This window comes from Neobacillus mesonae (genome assembly GCF_023715155.1).
GTDB lineage: Bacteria > Bacillota > Bacilli > Bacillales > Cytobacillaceae > Neobacillus > Neobacillus mesonae_A.
On the sequence record NZ_JAMBNQ010000061.1, the window covers coordinates 1 to 16,990 of the forward strand.

Sequence of the window (16,990 nt, forward strand, 5' to 3'; positions counted from 1 at the left end):
TCGATGAAGGACAGAATTTGGAATTTGGGAAGGAATTTGTCTTTCATAGCTTCGATGAAGGACAGAATTTAGTTTTTAGGAAGGAAATGGTCTTTCATAGCTTCGATGAAGGACAGAATCTAGATTTTGGGAAGGAAAATTGTCTTTCATAGCTCCGATGAAGGACAAAATTTAGATTTTAGGAAGGAAATGGTCTTTCATAGCTTCGATGAAGGACAGAATCTAGATTTCTGGAAGGAAGATTGTCTTACATAGCATCGATGAAGGACAAAATTTAGTTTTTGGGAAGGAAGTAGTCCTTCATAGCTTTCTTCATAGCCCTGATGAAGGACAGAATCTAGATTTCTGGAAGGAAAATTGTCTTTCATAGCGCCGATGAGGGACAGAATCTAGATTTTTCAGAGGAAATGGTCTTTCATAGCCACAACAGCATACCGGATATTAAAAGAATAAACCAATTTCATTTTGACAAAGATATATTTGACTGGACACCAAATAGTGTCCTATAATTAAGACACTATTTGGTGTCCAATAATAGGGGAGGGTGATTTTGAATAAGAATAATCAAGAGCGTGATGTTTATACGGCCATCGCTGACCCCACAAGACGTAAGCTGCTGCGTTTATTGGCAGATGCAGAAGAGTTACCGCTTCACGAATTAACCGCTTCATTTCAAATGGGGCGTACGGCCGTTTCTAAACATTTGGCGATCCTGAAAGAAGCTGGCCTGGTTGCGGATCGTAAAGTTGGCAGAGAAACAAGGTATCGGCTAAACGCAGCTCCTCTAAAGGAAATTAAAGATTGGGTATCCTTTTACGAGAAATTTTGGAATGAACGAGTGGCAATTTTAAAACATTTATTATCGGAGGAATAAATCATGGCAAATGTATCATTAGATTTTCAGTTTACAAGTTCAATCAATAAGGTGTGGAACGCTTTAACAGATTCGGATACCCTTGCAAAATGGATCATGGAAAATAACTTTAAACCAGTCGTTGGACATAAATGCCAGTTCCGAAATCCGCAGTGGAATTTAGTGGTAGATTGTGAAGTATTGGTAGTGGATGAGCCTAATACGTTATCTTACACATGGGTAGGCGGTCCGATCGACACAATCGTCACATGGACATTGAGGGAAGAGGATGGAACAACCTATCTACATCTTGAACAAACAGGATTTGAAAAAGAAGACCAAGCGTTCAATGGTGCGAAATATGGCTGGGCAAATATGGTTGAAGAACTTAAAAAGGTGTTAGCTTAAAAGTAAGGCCCTGTTATTTTAGTTTTAGAGTGGCTGTTTTTGTAAATATTGTTGTTATGAAGTAGCTTTTTCATTCCCAAATATCCTGATTCCAGTAATAAGTTATATTCTATTAGTGGATCAGAAAAGCGCAATTTTTTAGAAAAGGGCCCTTAGGGAAATAAAGAGATTAAAGGATGGATGAACATGTCCTATGTTGTTGATTTTAAAAATGTATCTACGGCAGGTTTAGAGTCTTCACCTGCAGCGGAGGCGCTCGCTGGTTTACGTGCCCATGAAGCCCGTTACTTTATGAACAAATACAAGCATGAATTTACAGTTGTACCCGCCAGCGAGAGTCAGGAGACCCTTGATTATGTAAACCGAATTTTGAAAGAAGAACGGGATATCGAGTTTGCGGCCAAACCTTTGGAAACGTCGCGTTTTCAAGTGGAGAATATCAACTGGACCTACGTCTTTTATGAGGATGGTCTTTCGGTCAACGTCCTGTATACGGTTGATGATCCTAAGCCAAAGCGGGCCGTTGGTTTTAAGCTTTCTGAAGGGATGGAGGTACCAAAGGAGTTAGAAGGGAAGTTTAAATTTGCCAGGCAGAAGTCTAAGCTTGCTGGAACCATTCGGGGTTCGTATTTTGTCATTAAAGGAGAATATTAAAGCAAGCAAAAGCGCAATTTTAAAAAGCTAAGTGTTCACCTAATCGAAGGTGGCACTTGGCTTTTAATTATATCTGCAACTTTAAGGGGTTTATCTGCGAGTATGAGCCGGATATCTGCGAGTATGAGCCGGATATCTGCGAGTTCAACCAAAATATCTGCGAGTTCAGGTATTTTATCTGCGAGTTCAACCAATATATCTGCGACTTCCCCCAAGTATAAAAAAGCCAGTCCCGCAAAATTTGAACTGGATTCAGTTTAGCACTAGTTCTTTATTTTACTGCTTCACAGCTTTATCAATTCTGGATAAGTATTAAAAATCTTAATAGGGGTGAGACACTTTCAAAGCTATAAGTTTCCTTTTTGTATGGGAGCCTTATTTGCAATCGGATGCACTAGGGGGAAAACAGTGCAAAATCCACCTCTACACCCCAAAATACAGAATTTTCTAACGGACCGGTGCCGCTAATGGTACGGCAAATATGGGTGCAGAAACATTATGAATAAAGTGAGTGTGGACAGGATAATGGTGTACAGGTACAACTAGAGGTGGATCAGATGGAGATGGGAATGCTTGGGTTGAATAATATTGAAGCGGGCAGCTTACCCATCCACCATAAGGAATACCAAAAGACCAATAAGGCATGAAACATCCTCCTTAAACATATGTCCTGAGTTCTCAATAGTCTATGCACATTTGGATTTTGCGGACTGGTTGAGTACCTATGTTGAAATAAAAAGTGAATCACATTTCAAAGATAAAATATCATGTGGAAATACATAGTCATTTTACTCCACGCAATTTTACAGCAGGACTGGTGAAAAAAGGAATTAAAATCTAGCCTTAAGTAAAAAGGTTGACAAAAAAAATTATAAGTATTACCATTATCTCGAATCAGAGATAATTAAATCCGAGATTTTTGGTAAAGGCGAACAAAATGGAGAAGAAATGCACGAGTTAGCTTTTTCTGTTATTGAGGTAAACATCTAAAGCCATTCATGTGAGTCAAAAGAGCTGCAGCCGTTTTTCTTGCGCAAGAAACCCTCGTATACTTGCGTAGGCATAGTTTACCTGCGGTTAACCCCTTGTTTTTTGCGGATAAGGAGGTTACTTCAATCTGCAAATGCCAATGGTTGACCTTCATTGGGAAAATAGAAATCATCCATTTACATATGAATATTGGGGCAGCTGCAAAGCTTTTTAATAGGTATATAAGTCAAAAATATGAGGAAAGATAGGGTGGGTGGAAATCATGGGGATTTTAGCCAAATTGTTTGGGAATTCATCAAAAAAGGAGAATGAGACAATGTCAAACGTAAAATTAGCCGTAGTATTCTACAGTATGGGTGGAACAAATTTTCAATTAGCTAAGTGGGCTGAAGAAGGAGCGAAAGAAGTCGGTGCTGAGGTTAAAGTATTAAAAGTACAAGAATTAGCACCAGAGTCAGTTATTCAGGGAAATGAAGCATGGAAGGCAACGGTAGAAGCAACAAAAGATGTACCTGTTGCAACATCTGCAGATCTTGAGTGGGCAGATGCTATTATCTTCAGTGTACCAACTAGATTTGGTAACATGCCATCACAAATGAAACAATTCCTTGATATCCAAGGCGGCCTTTGGGCAAGCGGCAAAACGATTAACAAAGTAGTAAGTGCTATGACTTCTGCACAAAATCCGCATGGCGGTCAGGAAGCAACACTTCTTTCTTTATACACTTCTATGATGCACTGGGGTGCAATCATTGCAACACCAGGCTATACTGATCCAGTACTGTTTGGAGCCGGAGGCAACCCTTATGGTACAAGTGTTACGGTTGGTCAGGATGGCAAAATGATTGAAGACGTACAAGGTGCTGTTAAACACCAAGCAAAACGTACAGTTACAGTGGCAGAATGGGTAAAAAAAGCAAATCAATAAAAATATCGTAAGAGCTAATCGAACCTGTGATTAGCTCTTTTTTTAATGAAACATATCTCCATGTATCAATCTTTGGGGACTTGCTTGAGGGACTTTACTCTTCTATATTTATTGCTCTTAACCCAATAGGAAGTTGACACAAAGCTTTTATTTATATCTGCGGGTTGAAGCAATTTATCTGCAGTTTTGACCAAGGATATCTGCGGGTTGATTAAGGATACCTGCGAGTTTAAGCAATTTATCTGCGAGTTTGCGGAGAATATCTGCGAGTTCAACCAATATATCTGCGAGTTCCCCCCCAGCATGAACCAGAAAGTGGAAGAAGTATTGTATTAATTGTAAAATAGTTAAATAATCAAAGTAACAAAAATGGGGAATCCATGATGACAAAATCAAAATGGGCATTCATTCTATTAGGTGTAATGAACTTGACGCTTGTCATTATGCACCTAACCGGCTATTTCATTCTGTTTTTGAAACCAACAGGATATATGATTCCTTTAGCAATAAATATTATTGTTTTAGCCGTAATCGGCTTTCGTTCTTCCCGGTATCATAAATATTGGACCATCATGGTTTTAATGCTTGGTATTCCTATTTTAATCGTACAGGGCTTAATGGTTCTGTTGGCGGAAAATAGCTATGCGAAGATTGACTCCCCATATAACCAGCAGTCACTTGTCATTGAATATCGACATTTTACGTTAGGTGAAACGACATATTTTTATAATTTTTACAAGACAACGTTCGGTTTAATTGGTAAACGACTCGATAATCAGTCCATTAGTATCATGATACCTGGCACACAACATCCGATTGGGTTGGGGGCCGAAGATGTTTTAGGTTTAGGAAAAGAAGAATGGATCGCTGATGATATCGTTCGTTTCATGACTTGGCAGGGGATGAAAGAGGTATACTTACATCCCTCTCCATCATTAACGAGTTCGCAGGATTCCAAGGGTAAAATAGAAAAAAGGGAGCAAAAGGTGAAATCGCCTCTTTCTTCCAACACTGCTGCAGATATCGAAGCATTCATCACTAAGATGAAGCATAAAGAGGATGGGCAAATTATTACGGTAAATGGAAACCGTTTAGAAATACGTTATGACAAAACATCTGGTCAAAGCTGGATTGATGTGACCAATGACAATGAAGAAGGGGCAATACCTAGACAGCAATGCTCCCGGATCGTGCCCAATGAAGAAAGAGGATATTATATGCTGGAAGAATGTACACATCGATGGGAATACCCTTTGTATCCTATTACAGAAAATAGATAAATAGTTTATTTCATAAACGGGCGTCATTCAAGGAGAATGGCGCTTTTTCTTTGTAAAAAGGGACATTTGTGGAGCATCATAGTAATAGGAAGAGCAAATGGCAGGTTAGTGGAAGGAAGGAATAACAAATGGTGGTGTGGAAATAGTAAGTTAATTGGGTGATTTTAGGAATAATAATGTATTTTATTTATTTTGGAGGTTATTATTTTGTCCATCACAACGATTGAGGATTTTCAAAAACTAGATATTCGTATTGGCACTGTAATAAGTGCTGAACCCTTTCCAAAAGCTCGTAAGCCAGCAATTAAACTAGAAATTGATTTTGGTGAACAATTAGGAATTAAACAATCTAGTGCACAAATAACAAAAAGGTACACCCCAGAGACAATAATAGGTTGTCAAGTAGTCGCAGTTGTAAATTTCCCCCCTCGTCGAATTGCGGGATTCAAATCTGAGGTATTAGTTATTGGCGGCGTTCCAGAAGAGGGTGATGTAGTGCTCTTGAAGCCCGATGAGCCTGTTAAAAATGGTACACCGATTGCCTAAGTATGGACCTGGTACTATCCCAACCAAGGTGTGAAAGAAGAAGAATAGTCTTCCACTTGAGGTGTAAGGCATTTAAGATTGTGAAGAAGGGTACTTAAAGTAATGGGGTCTTGGTTAGTTAAACACATAAGGCAACAATCATTATCAGGATCTTAATCATCCACTATCGGGCGCTATTCTGCATATAAGGATGAACCGTACCATAAGTAAATGAGGTTTTTAGCCAAGGTTGGGGATTAGATTAGTTAGATTAATTAGATTAAGCACCCAATTAGATACTTAGACGGATAAATTCCGCCTATTTAGAAAATAACATTAAAAATAGTCCTAATAGATGGAGATATTCCGCCTATTGACTCAAAAAATGTGAAAAAGGGGGATTTTGCTTTGCATAAACGGAAAATCTCCCCTTATTAACCCTAAATCGAGCTCCATTTTGTATTTAACGGAAAAATCTCCGCTTATTTTCCTTTCACTGGTTACTTAATTAAGGACAAGAACGCCTGAATTTAACGCCCTGCCTGCGGCCCAACTCCTCAATACCCTGAAATTATAAAGAAAATAGATTGACAAATTTAGGAATTCTATTAAACTAAAAATAGTTCAATCCTCAAATTCTTTTCTAGATTTTCTTTTAATATTAGCTGTTCCACAATTCTTTATTTGCCTTTTACTTTCTCCAAGTTAATTAACATTCAATCTCTTTTTTTCACTCTCAGTACACTCATTAATTTTAAAAATCTGTCCGAAGTTCAAATGAATAAATAACAGAGATTCGTTCTTGGCAATTATGCCCCATGTTGTGGATGTTCTGCATTTGAAGATGTTTATTACAAAACTCATGAGAAGTACATTTTTTTGATCTATTGTTTATGTATAAAAAGGTCGCTGTTAAAGACATGACCATTAGATAGGAGTAGAGATGATATGGGATTTGAAGAAGAATACCAGACCTTTATGAATATTCACTTACAGGCAAGAACCGGTGAACGGCTGCGGCGCTTACAAGAAGGTCACAACCAGGCTGAAATGTTGTTTTTGAAGCAAGTGTGGTGGCCTTTATTTTACCATTTCAAGTATCTTCATCCAGAATATGAAGTCGATGATTTTAAGGATGGAAAAAGGTATTTGGATTTTGCTTATATTCGTCCCGCCATCCGGATTTGCCTTGAGGTGGACGGATATGGCCCTCACCTAAAGAACATAAGCAGATGGCAATTTTCCGACAACCTGGAACGCCAAAACCAGTTGGTGATTGACGGATGGACCGTGATCCGCTTTTCTTATGACCAAGTGAAAGAGAAGCCGCGGCGATGCCAACAGATTGTTCAGCAAGCGATTGGCCGATGGCTGGGTGATGAACTGGACGAGACATCTCTGTCCTTTGTCGAAAAGGAAGTGCTTCGGCTAGTGATTCGAAAAGGAGAAGCTATATCCCCTAAAGAAGTCGGGAAGTATTTGAAGCTAAGTGACAAGACGGTAAAAAAAATCCTTTCTCAACTCGTCGATAAAAAGATGCTGATTCCGGCATCTGGGGTCATGAGGGTCCGCTCTTATCAGTTGAGCGACCAGGTTAAGCACCCGATCTGACTAATAGACGGATAAATTCCGCCTATTTAGTAAATAACATTAAAAATAGTCCTAATAGACGGAGATATTCCGCCTATTGACTCAAAAAACGTGAAAAAGGGGGATTTTGCTTTGCATAAACGGAAAATCTCCCTTTATTTGCCCCGAAACGAGCTCCATTCTATAATTAACGGAAAAGTCTCCGCTTATTTTCCTTTCACTGGTTACTTAATTAAGGCCAATAATTATTAAAAAGGAAGTGAGATAAGACGGGTGCTTTGAATCCAAAAGAACCATAAGTAAACTTGGTTTCTCAAAAACGTATGTTAAATGAATCAATTCCTAATCCATAAAGAGTTGTGAAATATTGAACTAACGGGGCAATAACGAAAAGGCAGCGGAGTATCCGTTGCCTTTTGCCATTCATCTCTAAAAGTATTTTCTATTCAGGTTTTTTATTGATTTGACGCCCGCTCTTTTTTTGGCTTTGTGAGGCTGAGTTCCCAATTTGAAACTCACTCCCCAATTCAACATCATTTTTTTTATCCTGTTTCTCAATTTGCGCTCTTGTTTGATTGTTTTGCATTCCTTGATGTGTCATTATGTATATCATCTCCTTTCAATCATAATTGTTTTTAGCATGCTCAAGTATCAGGAAAAGTACAAATAATTATTTTTAAAATTCCTTGGAGCTCACAAATCCTATCAAAAGATATGTACTTAAAGTAACGGGCATTGCTATACAAGCGCTGTTGATTTTGTGCTTATGTGGCAGGTTAGCAGAAGAAGGAGTTGTTTATGAACTTCGCAATGGACAAAAATTGCGAAGAAAAAAGAAGCGCCAATTGACGCTTCTCTATAATTTAGTGAGTCGGATTCATTTAGGTCAATTTTGCTTAGTACCCTCCCATAAATTGTGTACCAACGATAATTAAGAGGATGAATAGTACCACGATTAAAACAAAACTCATTCCACCGTAACCGGAACCGTATGACATAAGTGTTCACCTCCTTTTTTAAGAGGTAGTACATCATACGTATTTGTTGTTATTTTTGAAATGGACAAGCATGGAATTATATTAATAAAATATTTTTTATTAATCGCTTTAAGGAAAATACAAATGGGGGCACGACCCTGTGAAAAATAAGAAAGAATTATGAGTTCATTTTGAAGTGTTACTTAAGAGAGGGAGTTTTTCTAGAAGCATTATGCGGGTTTGCCTATTAAACTATAGGTGGAGTTAAACACTGTATCAGCATAAAGTGTTGATGTGATGAACCTTTAATCATGATTTATAGATAAGTGTTTAAGGACTAGAATTGGAGCCTCTGTGGTGAAGATTTGTCTTGAAAGGCTGGACAATGGAAAACACTTCCGGGTAAAATCTTTAACAATTTGACGCTTTGTTAAAAGTAAGATGGCGCCTATCTATATAACCCTAATTTTCATACTCTATCAGACGAGGTTTATCTTTATGTTAAATTTTTGGAGATGATTGAAATTATGCTCTTAAAGTAGGGGAGTGGAGGAAAAAAATAAAAAAGAATTATTCAAATTCATACTTATGTCAATAATTTGAAATGCTGCGATGCTTCATTAAGGAAGGATTGCTTTTTTATTTGTGGACATCTTTAATAGCTGCCCTATTTCCAATAAAAATGAAATTTTTCGCGGTCAAACCTGGCGCTATAAACCTATAGTTTCTTCAAAGAAACTAACCAACATAGAAGTGCCTACTTAACATTTTGATACTTAGGTTAGATAATAGATTCCAGGGAGAACAGCACTATGTATCGACATTAAACAAGTGCAGGGAGAATCAATGATGGATTGCCACGTTTACCATAGAACAATTAGTCATAACTATACTTCTGAGTTCCAACGTAATAGTAGAAACTGGACGTTCCTCGGCTAATACAGGGGTTAATGATAAAAAATAATGTAAAGTAATCATACTTTTATTGGAGGGAAAATAATGGACAATACTCCCGATCATTGCAGAGTAGCAACCACGATGGAAATGATTATTGGAAAATGGAAAATTGCAATCATGCTAAATTTGATTCATTATGGGACGATGCGGTTTAGCGAACTGCGGCATGTCATGCCCGGTGTTACCCAGAAAGTGTTGACTTCTCAGCTTAGAGATCTTGAACAGGAAGGCATTGTCAAAAGGGTCGTGTATCCACAAGTTCCCCCAAAAGTGGAATATTCCATGACAGAATATGGAATGTCTCTTCAGACCATTTTAGAAATGATGCATGAATGGGGAAAAGCCCATCTCCAAAGAAAAACACAAATGCTGTTCAGTAAAGATACTGACAATCAAAATGACAAAAACAATTAAGAATATTTTTGGAGGTAATCAATCATGAAAATTGTTACAATCGTAGGAAGTTTAAGGAAAGAATCTTATAACATGTACCTTGCAAAAACAATGCAAGACCGTTACAAGGATAAAATAGACATAGAAATAGCAGACATCCGTTCCCTGCCTCATTTTGACCAAGATGAGGAAAATAACCCACCGCAGGCAGTAAAAGAATTTAAAGAGTCAATCTTAAGTGCAGATGGTGTCATCATCATTACGCCAGAATACAATTGGTCCATTCCTGGCGTTTTAAAGAACGCTCTAGATTGGGCTTCCAGGGTGGACAAGGTCTTCATTGGTAAACCAGTCATAGCTCTTGGTGCGACTCCTGGAATGCTCGGAACCGTTCGTGCTCAAATGCATTTGCGTGAAATTCTAGCAGCTCCTGGTATTCAAGCAAAGATCCTTCCCCCAGGAGGAAATGAGGTACTGATTGGTTTTGCTCATCAGAAGTTTGATGAACAAGCAGGGCAATTGGTGGATGAAGGGACACTTAGTTTCTTAGATAGTAAAGTAGAGGATTTTATTGACTTTGTAAAATCTGAAGCACATAAATAGTCGATTTCGAATTGGAAAGAACACGATTTGATTGTGTTCCTTCCATGAAGTGTTTGTGGAAAAATATAAATATTTTAATTCTGAATAACCAAAAGAGCGCAACTTGAAATAACTCAAATTACGCTCTTTGGTTTATAGGAACTCTTTTTACTGCTAATAGAAATGACGACAGTAATGAATGATAAGATAATGAATATTCCGCCTGCAAATGGATTCACATTGACTGAAAGTGTATCTACTATTCCAGCTCCAATTACTGAACCGACAGCAACACCTAAATGAAGAGCTGAATTATTCAAGCTCTGCTGAATTTCCGATGATTCAGGTGCTATTTCAATCAAATAAGATTGCATGGCCGGTGAAATCGCCCAACTGAGAATCCCCCAAATGATAATGATAATGAGAAATGCTGGAAATAAATTGATTGAATATGGAAATATAAAGAATAAAGCACTAAAAACGACCAGGGCAATAACCATTGTTTTTCTTGATCCCAATAAATCGGCCATTACACCGCCAAGACCTCCACCGACTACAGCAGAAAAACCAAAAATGAAATAGATGACACTAATCCAAGCAGCATTTAAATCTGTGGCTGCTTCTAAATAAGGCTTAAAATAGGCATACATAATCGTATGGCCTGTCATATAGAGGAATGTCGTTGTTAGCCCTAATGTGATTTTGTAATTTTTAAATGCCGAAAGCTGCTGCCTCAACGGAATTTGAGGTTTCGGTTGTATACTTCCCATTAATACATGAACGCTAATAATTGATAATACTGTTAAAATAGTTATAAGTACGAATGGTGCTCTCCAGCCAAAACTATCTCCGATAATAAGCCCGAGCGGTACCCCTAAAACTAACGAGGCACTTACTCCCACAGAGACAATCCCAATGGCTCTGCCTTTATATTGTTCTCCTGCTAAGCTGGGAGCCATAACTAAACACAATATGATTAATAGCGCTCCACTTAACGCTAAAATAATTCTTCCTATAAACAAAATAGAAAAAGAAGGGGCAAATACTGTTACGATACAACCAATCAAAAAGATGTACAAGCAGACTAATGTTAGCCGTTTCCTTTCTATTTTAGCTGTCATGACAAGTAAAATGGGCGATGCAACTGCAAAAATGACAGCAAAAACAGTGATCAGCAAACCGGCTTGGCCGATGCTTACATGTAAATCCTCTGCAATTAAATCTAAAATGCCGCTAATGATCAGTTCAACCAGACCGATTATAAAGGAAATGATCATTAAAAAATAAATACGCTTATCCATGTTGTTTTCCTTCCTAATTATATCCCAAACAATTTTGATGAAAGTTTACTCTTGAATAAGATAGTAATGTCACAATAACATAATGACATAAATCTGCAAGGACTGGGAAATATAAAAAATTTTATTTGTCAAAAAGAATGAAATAAATATGCAGAATAACGGAAAAAGCAAAAGGCCTATATCGGTTTATCTCCTCATTTACTTTTCCTCTTTATAGGTGAAAAATGATAAATATTCAACATTCGGGCCGATTTTCCGTAGAAATGCTCCTTTCTTCATAAATAAATAGGATGAACCCCAAAACAATGTGACGATTAACATGAACTCTGCTTTTAATGGAGTATGTGCATATTCGCTCCCGTTCATTTTCCCTCACCTGACCTGATTTTAATAGGTTGAATAGTAATAATTTATTAAGTTAGAGGAGGCAATTGTTCAAAATAGAAGCCGTCATTTAATTTCACATTGTGAAAAATTGCCCTTAAAGGAACGGGGGCAAAGGCTTAAGACGGGATCGCTGCGGCGGTCTCTTTTTCTTGTTGTGCTAGCGGGCAGGATAGTTCAACAAGAAAAATTTTCTGAGATTTTTGGGGATTATAGCCTATGAAGATGGAACAATAAAGAAGGGATTCTTTGGTATATGGGAATAAAAATATTTCTAATTCGAGATTCTTTAATTGAAAGTAATTAGCGAAAGGTTTATTATTAACTTGTTTACTAAAAGCACATAATAGAAATTGTTCATGAAGTTGTTTTCTTAACAGAAAAAGATTTAAAATTTCGAAAGGAGAAATTAAAAATGGGAAAATTAGATGGAAAAGTAGCAATCATTACAGGGGCAGCACAGGGTATGGGTGCTATGCATGCTCGTAAATTCGTTGCAGAAGGAGCGAAAGTAGCGATTACTGATCTTAACCTTGAAGGTGCGCAAAAACTAGCCGATGAATTAGGAGAAAACGCAATCGCTCTTAAATTAGATGTTTCTAGTGAAGAGAGCTGGGTAGAAGTTGTAGCAAAAACAGAAGAAAAGTTTGGCAATATCAACGTTTTAGTAAACAACGCGGGAATTGGTATCTTCAAAACTTTAGAAGAACTAACTGTAAAAGACTTCGAATTAACATTTAAAGTAGACGAGCTTGGCGTATTCTTAGGAATGCAAAAAGTACTTCCTTCTATGAAAAAAGCCGGCGTTGGTTCTATTATTAACATTTCATCCGTAGATGGTTTGGTAAGTGCCCCGACGGCTATTGCTTATAGTGCTTCTAAACATGCTGTAACTGGTATGACTAAAGGTGCGGCTGCTGAGCTTGGGCAATATAATATCCGTGTAAATTCTGTACATCCAGGAATTATCAAAACACCGATGGCTGACCAACCAGATGTTGAAGAATATCTTAAGCAACTTGAACAAGATATTCCACTAAGAAGAAGAGCAGAAGTAGAAGAAGTATCTAATTTAGTTGTATACCTTGCTTCTGACGATTCTAGTTATTCAACTGGAGCACAGTTCGTTGTTGATGGTGGTATGATTTCAGATTTGTAATTAAATTAAACTCATTGACCCCAACATTGGCAGTTGGGGTATTTTATTGTCCTCATTAGATGCACAATTAAATAATGCTGCTTATTTACCAAATTGTCCTTCTAATACAATATTCAGAACGAGTAATTATAGTTTTAGTCATTCGATTTTTTTATTCAAGTAACAGGGCAAGAGCTTAAGATGGGATCGCTGCGGCGGTCTCTTTTTCTTGTTGCTCTAACGGGGCAGTTTAACTTATCAACAAGTAATAACTTTATTGTAAAATGAAAAATATAGATTAATTGCTTAAAGGGGAAAAATAGTGGAAATTAGAATTTTAAATTCATTAGAAGATGCAGAAAAGTATCGTAGCATTAGACTCGAATCTTTAAAAAATATTCCAGAAGCATTCGCTTCCAGTTATGAAGAAGAAAGAGACTTTTCTATTGAAAAATATCAAAACGAGTTTCAATCGAACGACTCTTTTACTTACGGAGCTTTTGAGAAGGAAGAACTGGTTGGAATCATTACCTTATATGAAGAAAAGTTATATAAACTAAGACATAGGGCACATATTGGAGCAATGTATGTTTCTGATTCCATAAGAGGGTTAGGAATTGGGAAGGCTTTAATGGGAGAAGCAATAAAGAAAGCAAAAAGTATAGAAGGGTTGGAACAGGTATATTTAGCTGTTGTTTCAACAAATGAATCAGCAAAAAGACTTTATTCCTCATTGGGATTTGAAGTCTTTGGTACAGAGAAAAAAGGTTTAAGGCTGAAAAATAATATTTATTTTGATGTAGACTTTATGATTATGTATTTATAAGTGTTATTGAACTAACGGATGGGCTCTCACGCACCATAGTTGATTGACCTTCCTCTCCCAGCCGTAGAATCAGTATTGACGGTTCTAAACCATTTTCATTCTCTGTGGTGAAGCGCGGATTTTTGCGCTTCATGGATGGCTAACGGGTATAGTTTAAGAACAAAGCCCAAATAGAATTAAGCTTTTTTATAAAACTACACTCGAAATAAAAGAAAGAATCCATTTTGATCAACCTTTTTTCAAAATGGATTCTTTAGATTTGCTGTAAATGCAGGTTCATATGATATTTTTGATTACTATTATAAAGCTATGCCTCATTCGGAAGAGGCTCTTATAAAGATGCAGGTTTTTTATTGATTTGACGCCCACTCTTTTTTTTGCTTTGGGAGGCTGAGTTCCCAACTTGAAACTCACTCCCCAATTCAACATCATTTTTTTTATCCTGTTTCTCAATTTGCGCTCTTGTTTGATCTTTGTTTTGCATTCCTGGATGTGTCATTATGTATATCATCTCCTTTCAATAATGATTGTTTTTTAGCATGCTGAAGTATCAGGAAAAGTACAAATAATTATTTTTAAAAATCCTTGGTACTCACAAATTCTTAGCATTTACCTATCAAAAAAGTCACAATATAGCCCAAATAGATGACGGACAAAAATGGAAATAACATTACTAAGGATTGCAGAGTACAAGTAACATTAAGCAAAGATACTTGCTTGGCTTAGGTGCTGAATTAATCCGATTAGCACATAAATTTAGGGGCAGAAAACATTTCATATTCACCTATTAGCAAAGAGAATGCAGTTCAATCCTTGGGGATTATGCGCTATCCTGAAAGTTGTGAACTTATTGTAGGGTGTAGTGAATTTAAATCATTTAATAAAATATATAAAAGGCGATAATTAGTTATTGAACTAACAGTCGCCATAAATTAATAAGAAAAGGCAGACGACTCTGGTAATTTCACTATTTTCAAGTTTATTTCAGCCCTTGTCCAATCAAAAAAGGCATTTCCTTAATATAAATAGTATAAGTCTGGGTAAGCACTACCATCTAATTAATAGTTAAAAAATACAATGGCAGGATACAACCTTGCCCTCCTATTCGATGGAACGGTTCGAGCTTGGGGTTATAATGGTGATGGTGAACTAGGAGACGGGACTTACGACAGTAGTAATGTGCCCGTTCAAGTCAGTGGATTAACGGATGTTATTGCCATTGCTGCTGGAGCGTATCATAGCCTCGCCCTCCTATCCGATGGAACGATTCGAGCTTGAGGTTATAATTATTATGGTGAACTGGGAGACGGGACTTACGACAGTAGTAATGTGCCCGTTCAAGTCAGTGGATTAACGGATGTCATTGCCATTGCTGCTGGAGCGTATCATAGCCTCGCCCTCCTATCCGATGGAACGGTTCGAGCTTGGGGTTATAATGGTATTGGTGAACTGGGAGACGGAACTTACGACAGTAGTAATGTGCCCGTTCAAGTCAGTGGATTAACGGATGTCATTGCCATTGCTGCTGGAGCTGATCATAGCCTTGCCCTCCTATCCGATGGAACGGTTCAAGCTTGGGGTTTTAATGGTAATGGTGAACTGGGAGACGGAACTTACGAAAGTAGTAATGTGCCCGTTCAAGTCAGTGGATTAACGGATGTCATCGCCATAGCTGCTGGAGCTAATCATAGCTTTGCCCTCCTATCCGATGGAACGGTTCGAGCTTGGGGTTTTAATGGTAATGGTGAACTGGGAGATGGAACATACGACAGTAGTAATGTGCCCGTTCAAATCAGTGGAATAACGGATGTCATTGCCATTGCTGGGGGAAGCTATCATAGCCTTGCCCTCCTATCCGATGGAACGGTTCGAGCTTGGGGTTATAATGGTAATGGTGAACTGGGAGATGGAACATACGACAGTAGTAATGTGCCTGTTCAAGTCAGTGGAATAACGGATGTCATTGCTATCGCTGCTGGTTATCTTCATTCTTTAGCCGTAGAACTACAATGATATTTAATCACTTTTCGTATATTTCTCCTGGCTAAAATAAAAGGGTGAGATTTTTCAAGATGAAGGTCGCCCTTTTTTATTTCGAAACAAGATTGTGATATTGTACTTAAAATTAACGTCTCCTTAGTTAATGAAAGATTGAAAGATTTACAGCCGGGACTTTATACAGTGATTCCACTAAAGTGCGCTATCCTAGAAACTAAAGGGTAAGCGCTCGTTTCAATTTAAGGACCAAATGGTAGAGGATTTAGTAATGGAAGGTTTTGTAAAATAGTAATGTAAGTTTAGGCCTTTTATGTCATAATCATTTTATAAATGTAAATTTACCATTCATACATAGGGAAAGTGGGGATCATAATGGCAACGGGAACACATACAGTAGAAATTCCAGTAGATGTACAGGCAGTTTGGGATTATGTCAGTGATCTTGAAAAATGGGCAACCTCAGTACCAGCCTATAAAGAACATGAAATCATAAATGACAAGCAATCTATTTGGACATTTGAAGGAAGAGTGAAAGGTTTAAAAAAAACAATACAAGCCCAGGTGGATATTACCGAATCGAATGAACCTTCTAATATTAAGTTTGAACTAAAAGGTCTGTCAGATAATTTTACAGGAAGCGGTCACTTTACGGCAGAAGAGGTTAATGGTAAAACATCCATGACTTGTACCGTTAATGTCCGTGCAGGTGGATTATCGGGTGCGGTGTTAACACCCATTATTAAATGGGCTGTTCCAAAGGCAGCATCTCGTTTAACAGACTCTATCGCACGGAAAATTGTAGTATTCTCATCGTTTTCAAAAGTTGAAAGCTGATTCATTTTGGAGATGTTTTTTCTGAAGCAAAGAGGGTAATATTCTGAAGTGAACATTGTAAGGATAAAGAGTCTCACTAGAAATGTTATGATGAGCGGCAAAAGGGGACTGTCCCAAAAGTTAATGGGTCCACTTTTGAGGTGCAAATACTATAAATAACCATGCTAATGGGATGTTAAATCACAATGACTTTAGTATCTTTACATGAAATCCCCCCGCCTAAGAAAGAGGCCACTGAAAAAGTCCTCCTAAATAATGTAAAAAAGGTATAATACCTCATTATCTGAGGGAATTATACCTTTTTTGCTGTATAATTATAGTATCAATTTTGAACGGGTGTGTACTATGATACAAAATCAACAATCAATGATT

Annotated in this window: 20 protein-coding genes and 1 pseudogene; 14 read left to right on the forward strand and 7 right to left on the reverse strand. The window is 37.5% G+C overall.

Annotation, left to right across the window (positions count from 1 at the left end; genetic code table 11):
- The first annotated feature begins 550 nt into the window (after positions 1–550).
- From M3183_RS25345 to M3183_RS25355, 3 genes are all read left to right on the forward strand, one after another.
- Positions 551–874, forward strand: coding sequence for an ArsR/SmtB family transcription factor (locus tag M3183_RS25345; protein ID WP_251474522.1), 324 nt, complete (start codon positions 551–553; stop codon positions 872–874).
- A gap of 3 nt (positions 875–877) precedes the next feature.
- A complete protein-coding gene (locus M3183_RS25350; RefSeq protein ID WP_251474524.1) occupies positions 878–1,261 on the forward strand; it encodes an SRPBCC family protein in 384 nt (127 codons plus the stop codon).
- Between the two features lie 186 nt (positions 1,262–1,447).
- Entirely contained in the window at positions 1,448–1,915 is a 468-nt protein-coding gene (locus tag M3183_RS25355; protein WP_251474527.1) for a phage tail protein, read from the forward strand.
- Between the two features lie 35 nt (positions 1,916–1,950).
- Here the strand turns inward: M3183_RS25355 and M3183_RS25360 are convergent, their stop codons facing one another.
- Positions 1,951–2,109, reverse strand: a complete 159-nt coding sequence (locus M3183_RS25360; protein WP_251474531.1) for a hypothetical protein — start codon at positions 2,107–2,109, stop codon at positions 1,951–1,953.
- 253 nt (positions 2,110–2,362) lie between these two features.
- Positions 2,363–2,560, reverse strand: a complete 198-nt coding sequence (locus M3183_RS25365) for a hypothetical protein (protein ID WP_251474547.1) — start codon at positions 2,558–2,560, stop codon at positions 2,363–2,365.
- Between the two features lie 661 nt (positions 2,561–3,221).
- On the opposite strand from M3183_RS25365, the gene wrbA reads away from it, so the two are divergent.
- From wrbA to M3183_RS25385, 4 genes are all read left to right on the forward strand, one after another.
- On the forward strand, positions 3,222–3,833 hold the full coding sequence (gene wrbA, locus M3183_RS25370) for an NAD(P)H:quinone oxidoreductase (RefSeq protein ID WP_251474549.1): 612 nt from the start codon (positions 3,222–3,224) through the stop codon (positions 3,831–3,833).
- Positions 3,834–4,216: 383 nt separating this feature from the next.
- Complete coding sequence (locus tag M3183_RS25375) at positions 4,217–5,113, forward strand: hypothetical protein (protein ID WP_251474553.1); 897 nt, start codon at positions 4,217–4,219, stop codon at positions 5,111–5,113.
- Between the two features lie 213 nt (positions 5,114–5,326).
- A complete protein-coding gene (gene csaA, locus M3183_RS25380) occupies positions 5,327–5,659 on the forward strand; it encodes a chaperone CsaA (protein WP_251474596.1) in 333 nt (110 codons plus the stop codon).
- A gap of 927 nt (positions 5,660–6,586) precedes the next feature.
- Positions 6,587–7,249: a BlaI/MecI/CopY family transcriptional regulator gene (locus tag M3183_RS25385; RefSeq protein WP_251474556.1), complete on the forward strand. Its 663-nt coding sequence runs from the start codon at positions 6,587–6,589 to the stop codon at positions 7,247–7,249.
- A gap of 421 nt (positions 7,250–7,670) precedes the next feature.
- On the opposite strand, the gene M3183_RS25390 is transcribed toward M3183_RS25385, so the two are convergent.
- On the reverse strand, positions 7,671–7,829 hold the full coding sequence (locus M3183_RS25390; protein WP_251474559.1) for a hypothetical protein: 159 nt from the start codon (positions 7,827–7,829) through the stop codon (positions 7,671–7,673).
- 295 nt (positions 7,830–8,124) lie between these two features.
- Positions 8,125–8,226 carry a YjcZ family sporulation protein gene (locus M3183_RS25395; protein WP_251474563.1) on the reverse strand — a complete coding sequence of 34 codons (102 nt, stop codon included), beginning with the start codon at positions 8,224–8,226 and terminating at the stop codon, positions 8,125–8,127.
- Between the two features lie 978 nt (positions 8,227–9,204).
- Between M3183_RS25395 and M3183_RS25400 the strand changes: the two genes are divergently transcribed.
- The gene (locus tag M3183_RS25400; RefSeq protein WP_251474565.1) at positions 9,205–9,576 is read left to right on the forward strand and encodes a winged helix-turn-helix transcriptional regulator; all 372 of its coding nucleotides are present in this window, start codon (positions 9,205–9,207) and stop codon (positions 9,574–9,576) included.
- 24 nt (positions 9,577–9,600) lie between these two features.
- Positions 9,601–10,158, forward strand: coding sequence for an NADPH-dependent FMN reductase (locus M3183_RS25405; RefSeq protein WP_251474568.1), 558 nt, complete (start codon positions 9,601–9,603; stop codon positions 10,156–10,158).
- A 113-nt stretch (positions 10,159–10,271) separates the two neighbouring features.
- On the opposite strand, the gene M3183_RS25410 is transcribed toward M3183_RS25405, so the two are convergent.
- Both M3183_RS25410 and M3183_RS25415 read right to left on the reverse strand, forming a co-directional pair.
- A complete protein-coding gene (locus tag M3183_RS25410) occupies positions 10,272–11,438 on the reverse strand; it encodes an MFS transporter (RefSeq protein WP_251474572.1) in 1,167 nt (388 codons plus the stop codon).
- Between the two features lie 198 nt (positions 11,439–11,636).
- Entirely contained in the window at positions 11,637–11,804 is a 168-nt protein-coding gene (locus tag M3183_RS25415; protein ID WP_251474574.1) for a hypothetical protein, read from the reverse strand.
- A 433-nt stretch (positions 11,805–12,237) separates the two neighbouring features.
- On the opposite strand from M3183_RS25415, the gene M3183_RS25420 reads away from it, so the two are divergent.
- Positions 12,238–12,981, forward strand: a complete 744-nt coding sequence (locus M3183_RS25420; protein ID WP_251474577.1) for an SDR family NAD(P)-dependent oxidoreductase — start codon at positions 12,238–12,240, stop codon at positions 12,979–12,981.
- A 301-nt stretch (positions 12,982–13,282) separates the two neighbouring features.
- Positions 13,283–13,786: a GNAT family N-acetyltransferase gene (locus M3183_RS25425; protein ID WP_251474580.1), complete on the forward strand. Its 504-nt coding sequence runs from the start codon at positions 13,283–13,285 to the stop codon at positions 13,784–13,786.
- Between the two features lie 331 nt (positions 13,787–14,117).
- On the opposite strand, the gene M3183_RS25430 is transcribed toward M3183_RS25425, so the two are convergent.
- Positions 14,118–14,285, reverse strand: coding sequence for a hypothetical protein (locus M3183_RS25430; RefSeq protein WP_251474584.1), 168 nt, complete (start codon positions 14,283–14,285; stop codon positions 14,118–14,120).
- Positions 14,286–14,863: 578 nt separating this feature from the next.
- Here M3183_RS25430 and M3183_RS25435 point away from each other — a divergent pair.
- From M3183_RS25435 to M3183_RS25445, 3 genes and pseudogenes are all read left to right on the forward strand, one after another.
- On the forward strand, positions 14,864–15,064 hold the full coding sequence (locus tag M3183_RS25435; RefSeq protein ID WP_251474587.1) for an RCC1 domain-containing protein: 201 nt from the start codon (positions 14,864–14,866) through the stop codon (positions 15,062–15,064).
- 12 nt (positions 15,065–15,076) lie between these two features.
- A pseudogene (locus M3183_RS25440) lies at positions 15,077–15,799 on the forward strand (RCC1 domain-containing protein); the annotation flags it as partial.
- Positions 15,800–16,156: 357 nt separating this feature from the next.
- Positions 16,157–16,618, forward strand: coding sequence for a CoxG family protein (locus M3183_RS25445; protein WP_251474593.1), 462 nt, complete (start codon positions 16,157–16,159; stop codon positions 16,616–16,618).
- Positions 16,619–16,990: the final 372 nt, after the last annotated feature.

What these genes read in the sequence shown, in the direction of transcription:
- M3183_RS25350 (WP_251474524.1), top strand. Translation starts at nt 878, where the DNA reads ATGGCAAATGTATCATTAGATTTTCAGTTTACAAGTTCAATCAATAAG.
- M3183_RS25355 (WP_251474527.1), top strand. Translation starts at nt 1,448, where the DNA reads ATGTCCTATGTTGTTGATTTTAAAAATGTATCTACGGCAGGTTTAGAG.
- M3183_RS25365 (WP_251474547.1), bottom strand. Translation starts at nt 2,560, where the DNA reads ATGCCTTATTGGTCTTTTGGTATTCCTTATGGTGGATGGGTAAGCTGC.
- wrbA (WP_251474549.1), top strand. Translation starts at nt 3,222, where the DNA reads ATGTCAAACGTAAAATTAGCCGTAGTATTCTACAGTATGGGTGGAACA.
- M3183_RS25375 (WP_251474553.1), top strand. Translation starts at nt 4,217, where the DNA reads ATGACAAAATCAAAATGGGCATTCATTCTATTAGGTGTAATGAACTTG.
- M3183_RS25385 (WP_251474556.1), top strand. Translation starts at nt 6,587, where the DNA reads ATGGGATTTGAAGAAGAATACCAGACCTTTATGAATATTCACTTACAG.
- M3183_RS25390 (WP_251474559.1), bottom strand. Translation starts at nt 7,829, where the DNA reads ATGACACATCAAGGAATGCAAAACAATCAAACAAGAGCGCAAATTGAG.
- M3183_RS25395 (WP_251474563.1), bottom strand. Translation starts at nt 8,226, where the DNA reads ATGTCATACGGTTCCGGTTACGGTGGAATGAGTTTTGTTTTAATCGTG.
- M3183_RS25400 (WP_251474565.1), top strand. Translation starts at nt 9,205, where the DNA reads ATGGACAATACTCCCGATCATTGCAGAGTAGCAACCACGATGGAAATG.
- M3183_RS25405 (WP_251474568.1), top strand. Translation starts at nt 9,601, where the DNA reads ATGAAAATTGTTACAATCGTAGGAAGTTTAAGGAAAGAATCTTATAAC.
- M3183_RS25410 (WP_251474572.1), bottom strand. Translation starts at nt 11,438, where the DNA reads ATGGATAAGCGTATTTATTTTTTAATGATCATTTCCTTTATAATCGGT.
- M3183_RS25415 (WP_251474574.1), bottom strand. Translation starts at nt 11,804, where the DNA reads ATGAACGGGAGCGAATATGCACATACTCCATTAAAAGCAGAGTTCATG.
- M3183_RS25420 (WP_251474577.1), top strand. Translation starts at nt 12,238, where the DNA reads ATGGGAAAATTAGATGGAAAAGTAGCAATCATTACAGGGGCAGCACAG.
- M3183_RS25430 (WP_251474584.1), bottom strand. Translation starts at nt 14,285, where the DNA reads ATGACACATCCAGGAATGCAAAACAAAGATCAAACAAGAGCGCAAATT.
- M3183_RS25435 (WP_251474587.1), top strand. Translation starts at nt 14,864, where the DNA reads ATGGCAGGATACAACCTTGCCCTCCTATTCGATGGAACGGTTCGAGCT.
- M3183_RS25445 (WP_251474593.1), top strand. Translation starts at nt 16,157, where the DNA reads ATGGCAACGGGAACACATACAGTAGAAATTCCAGTAGATGTACAGGCA.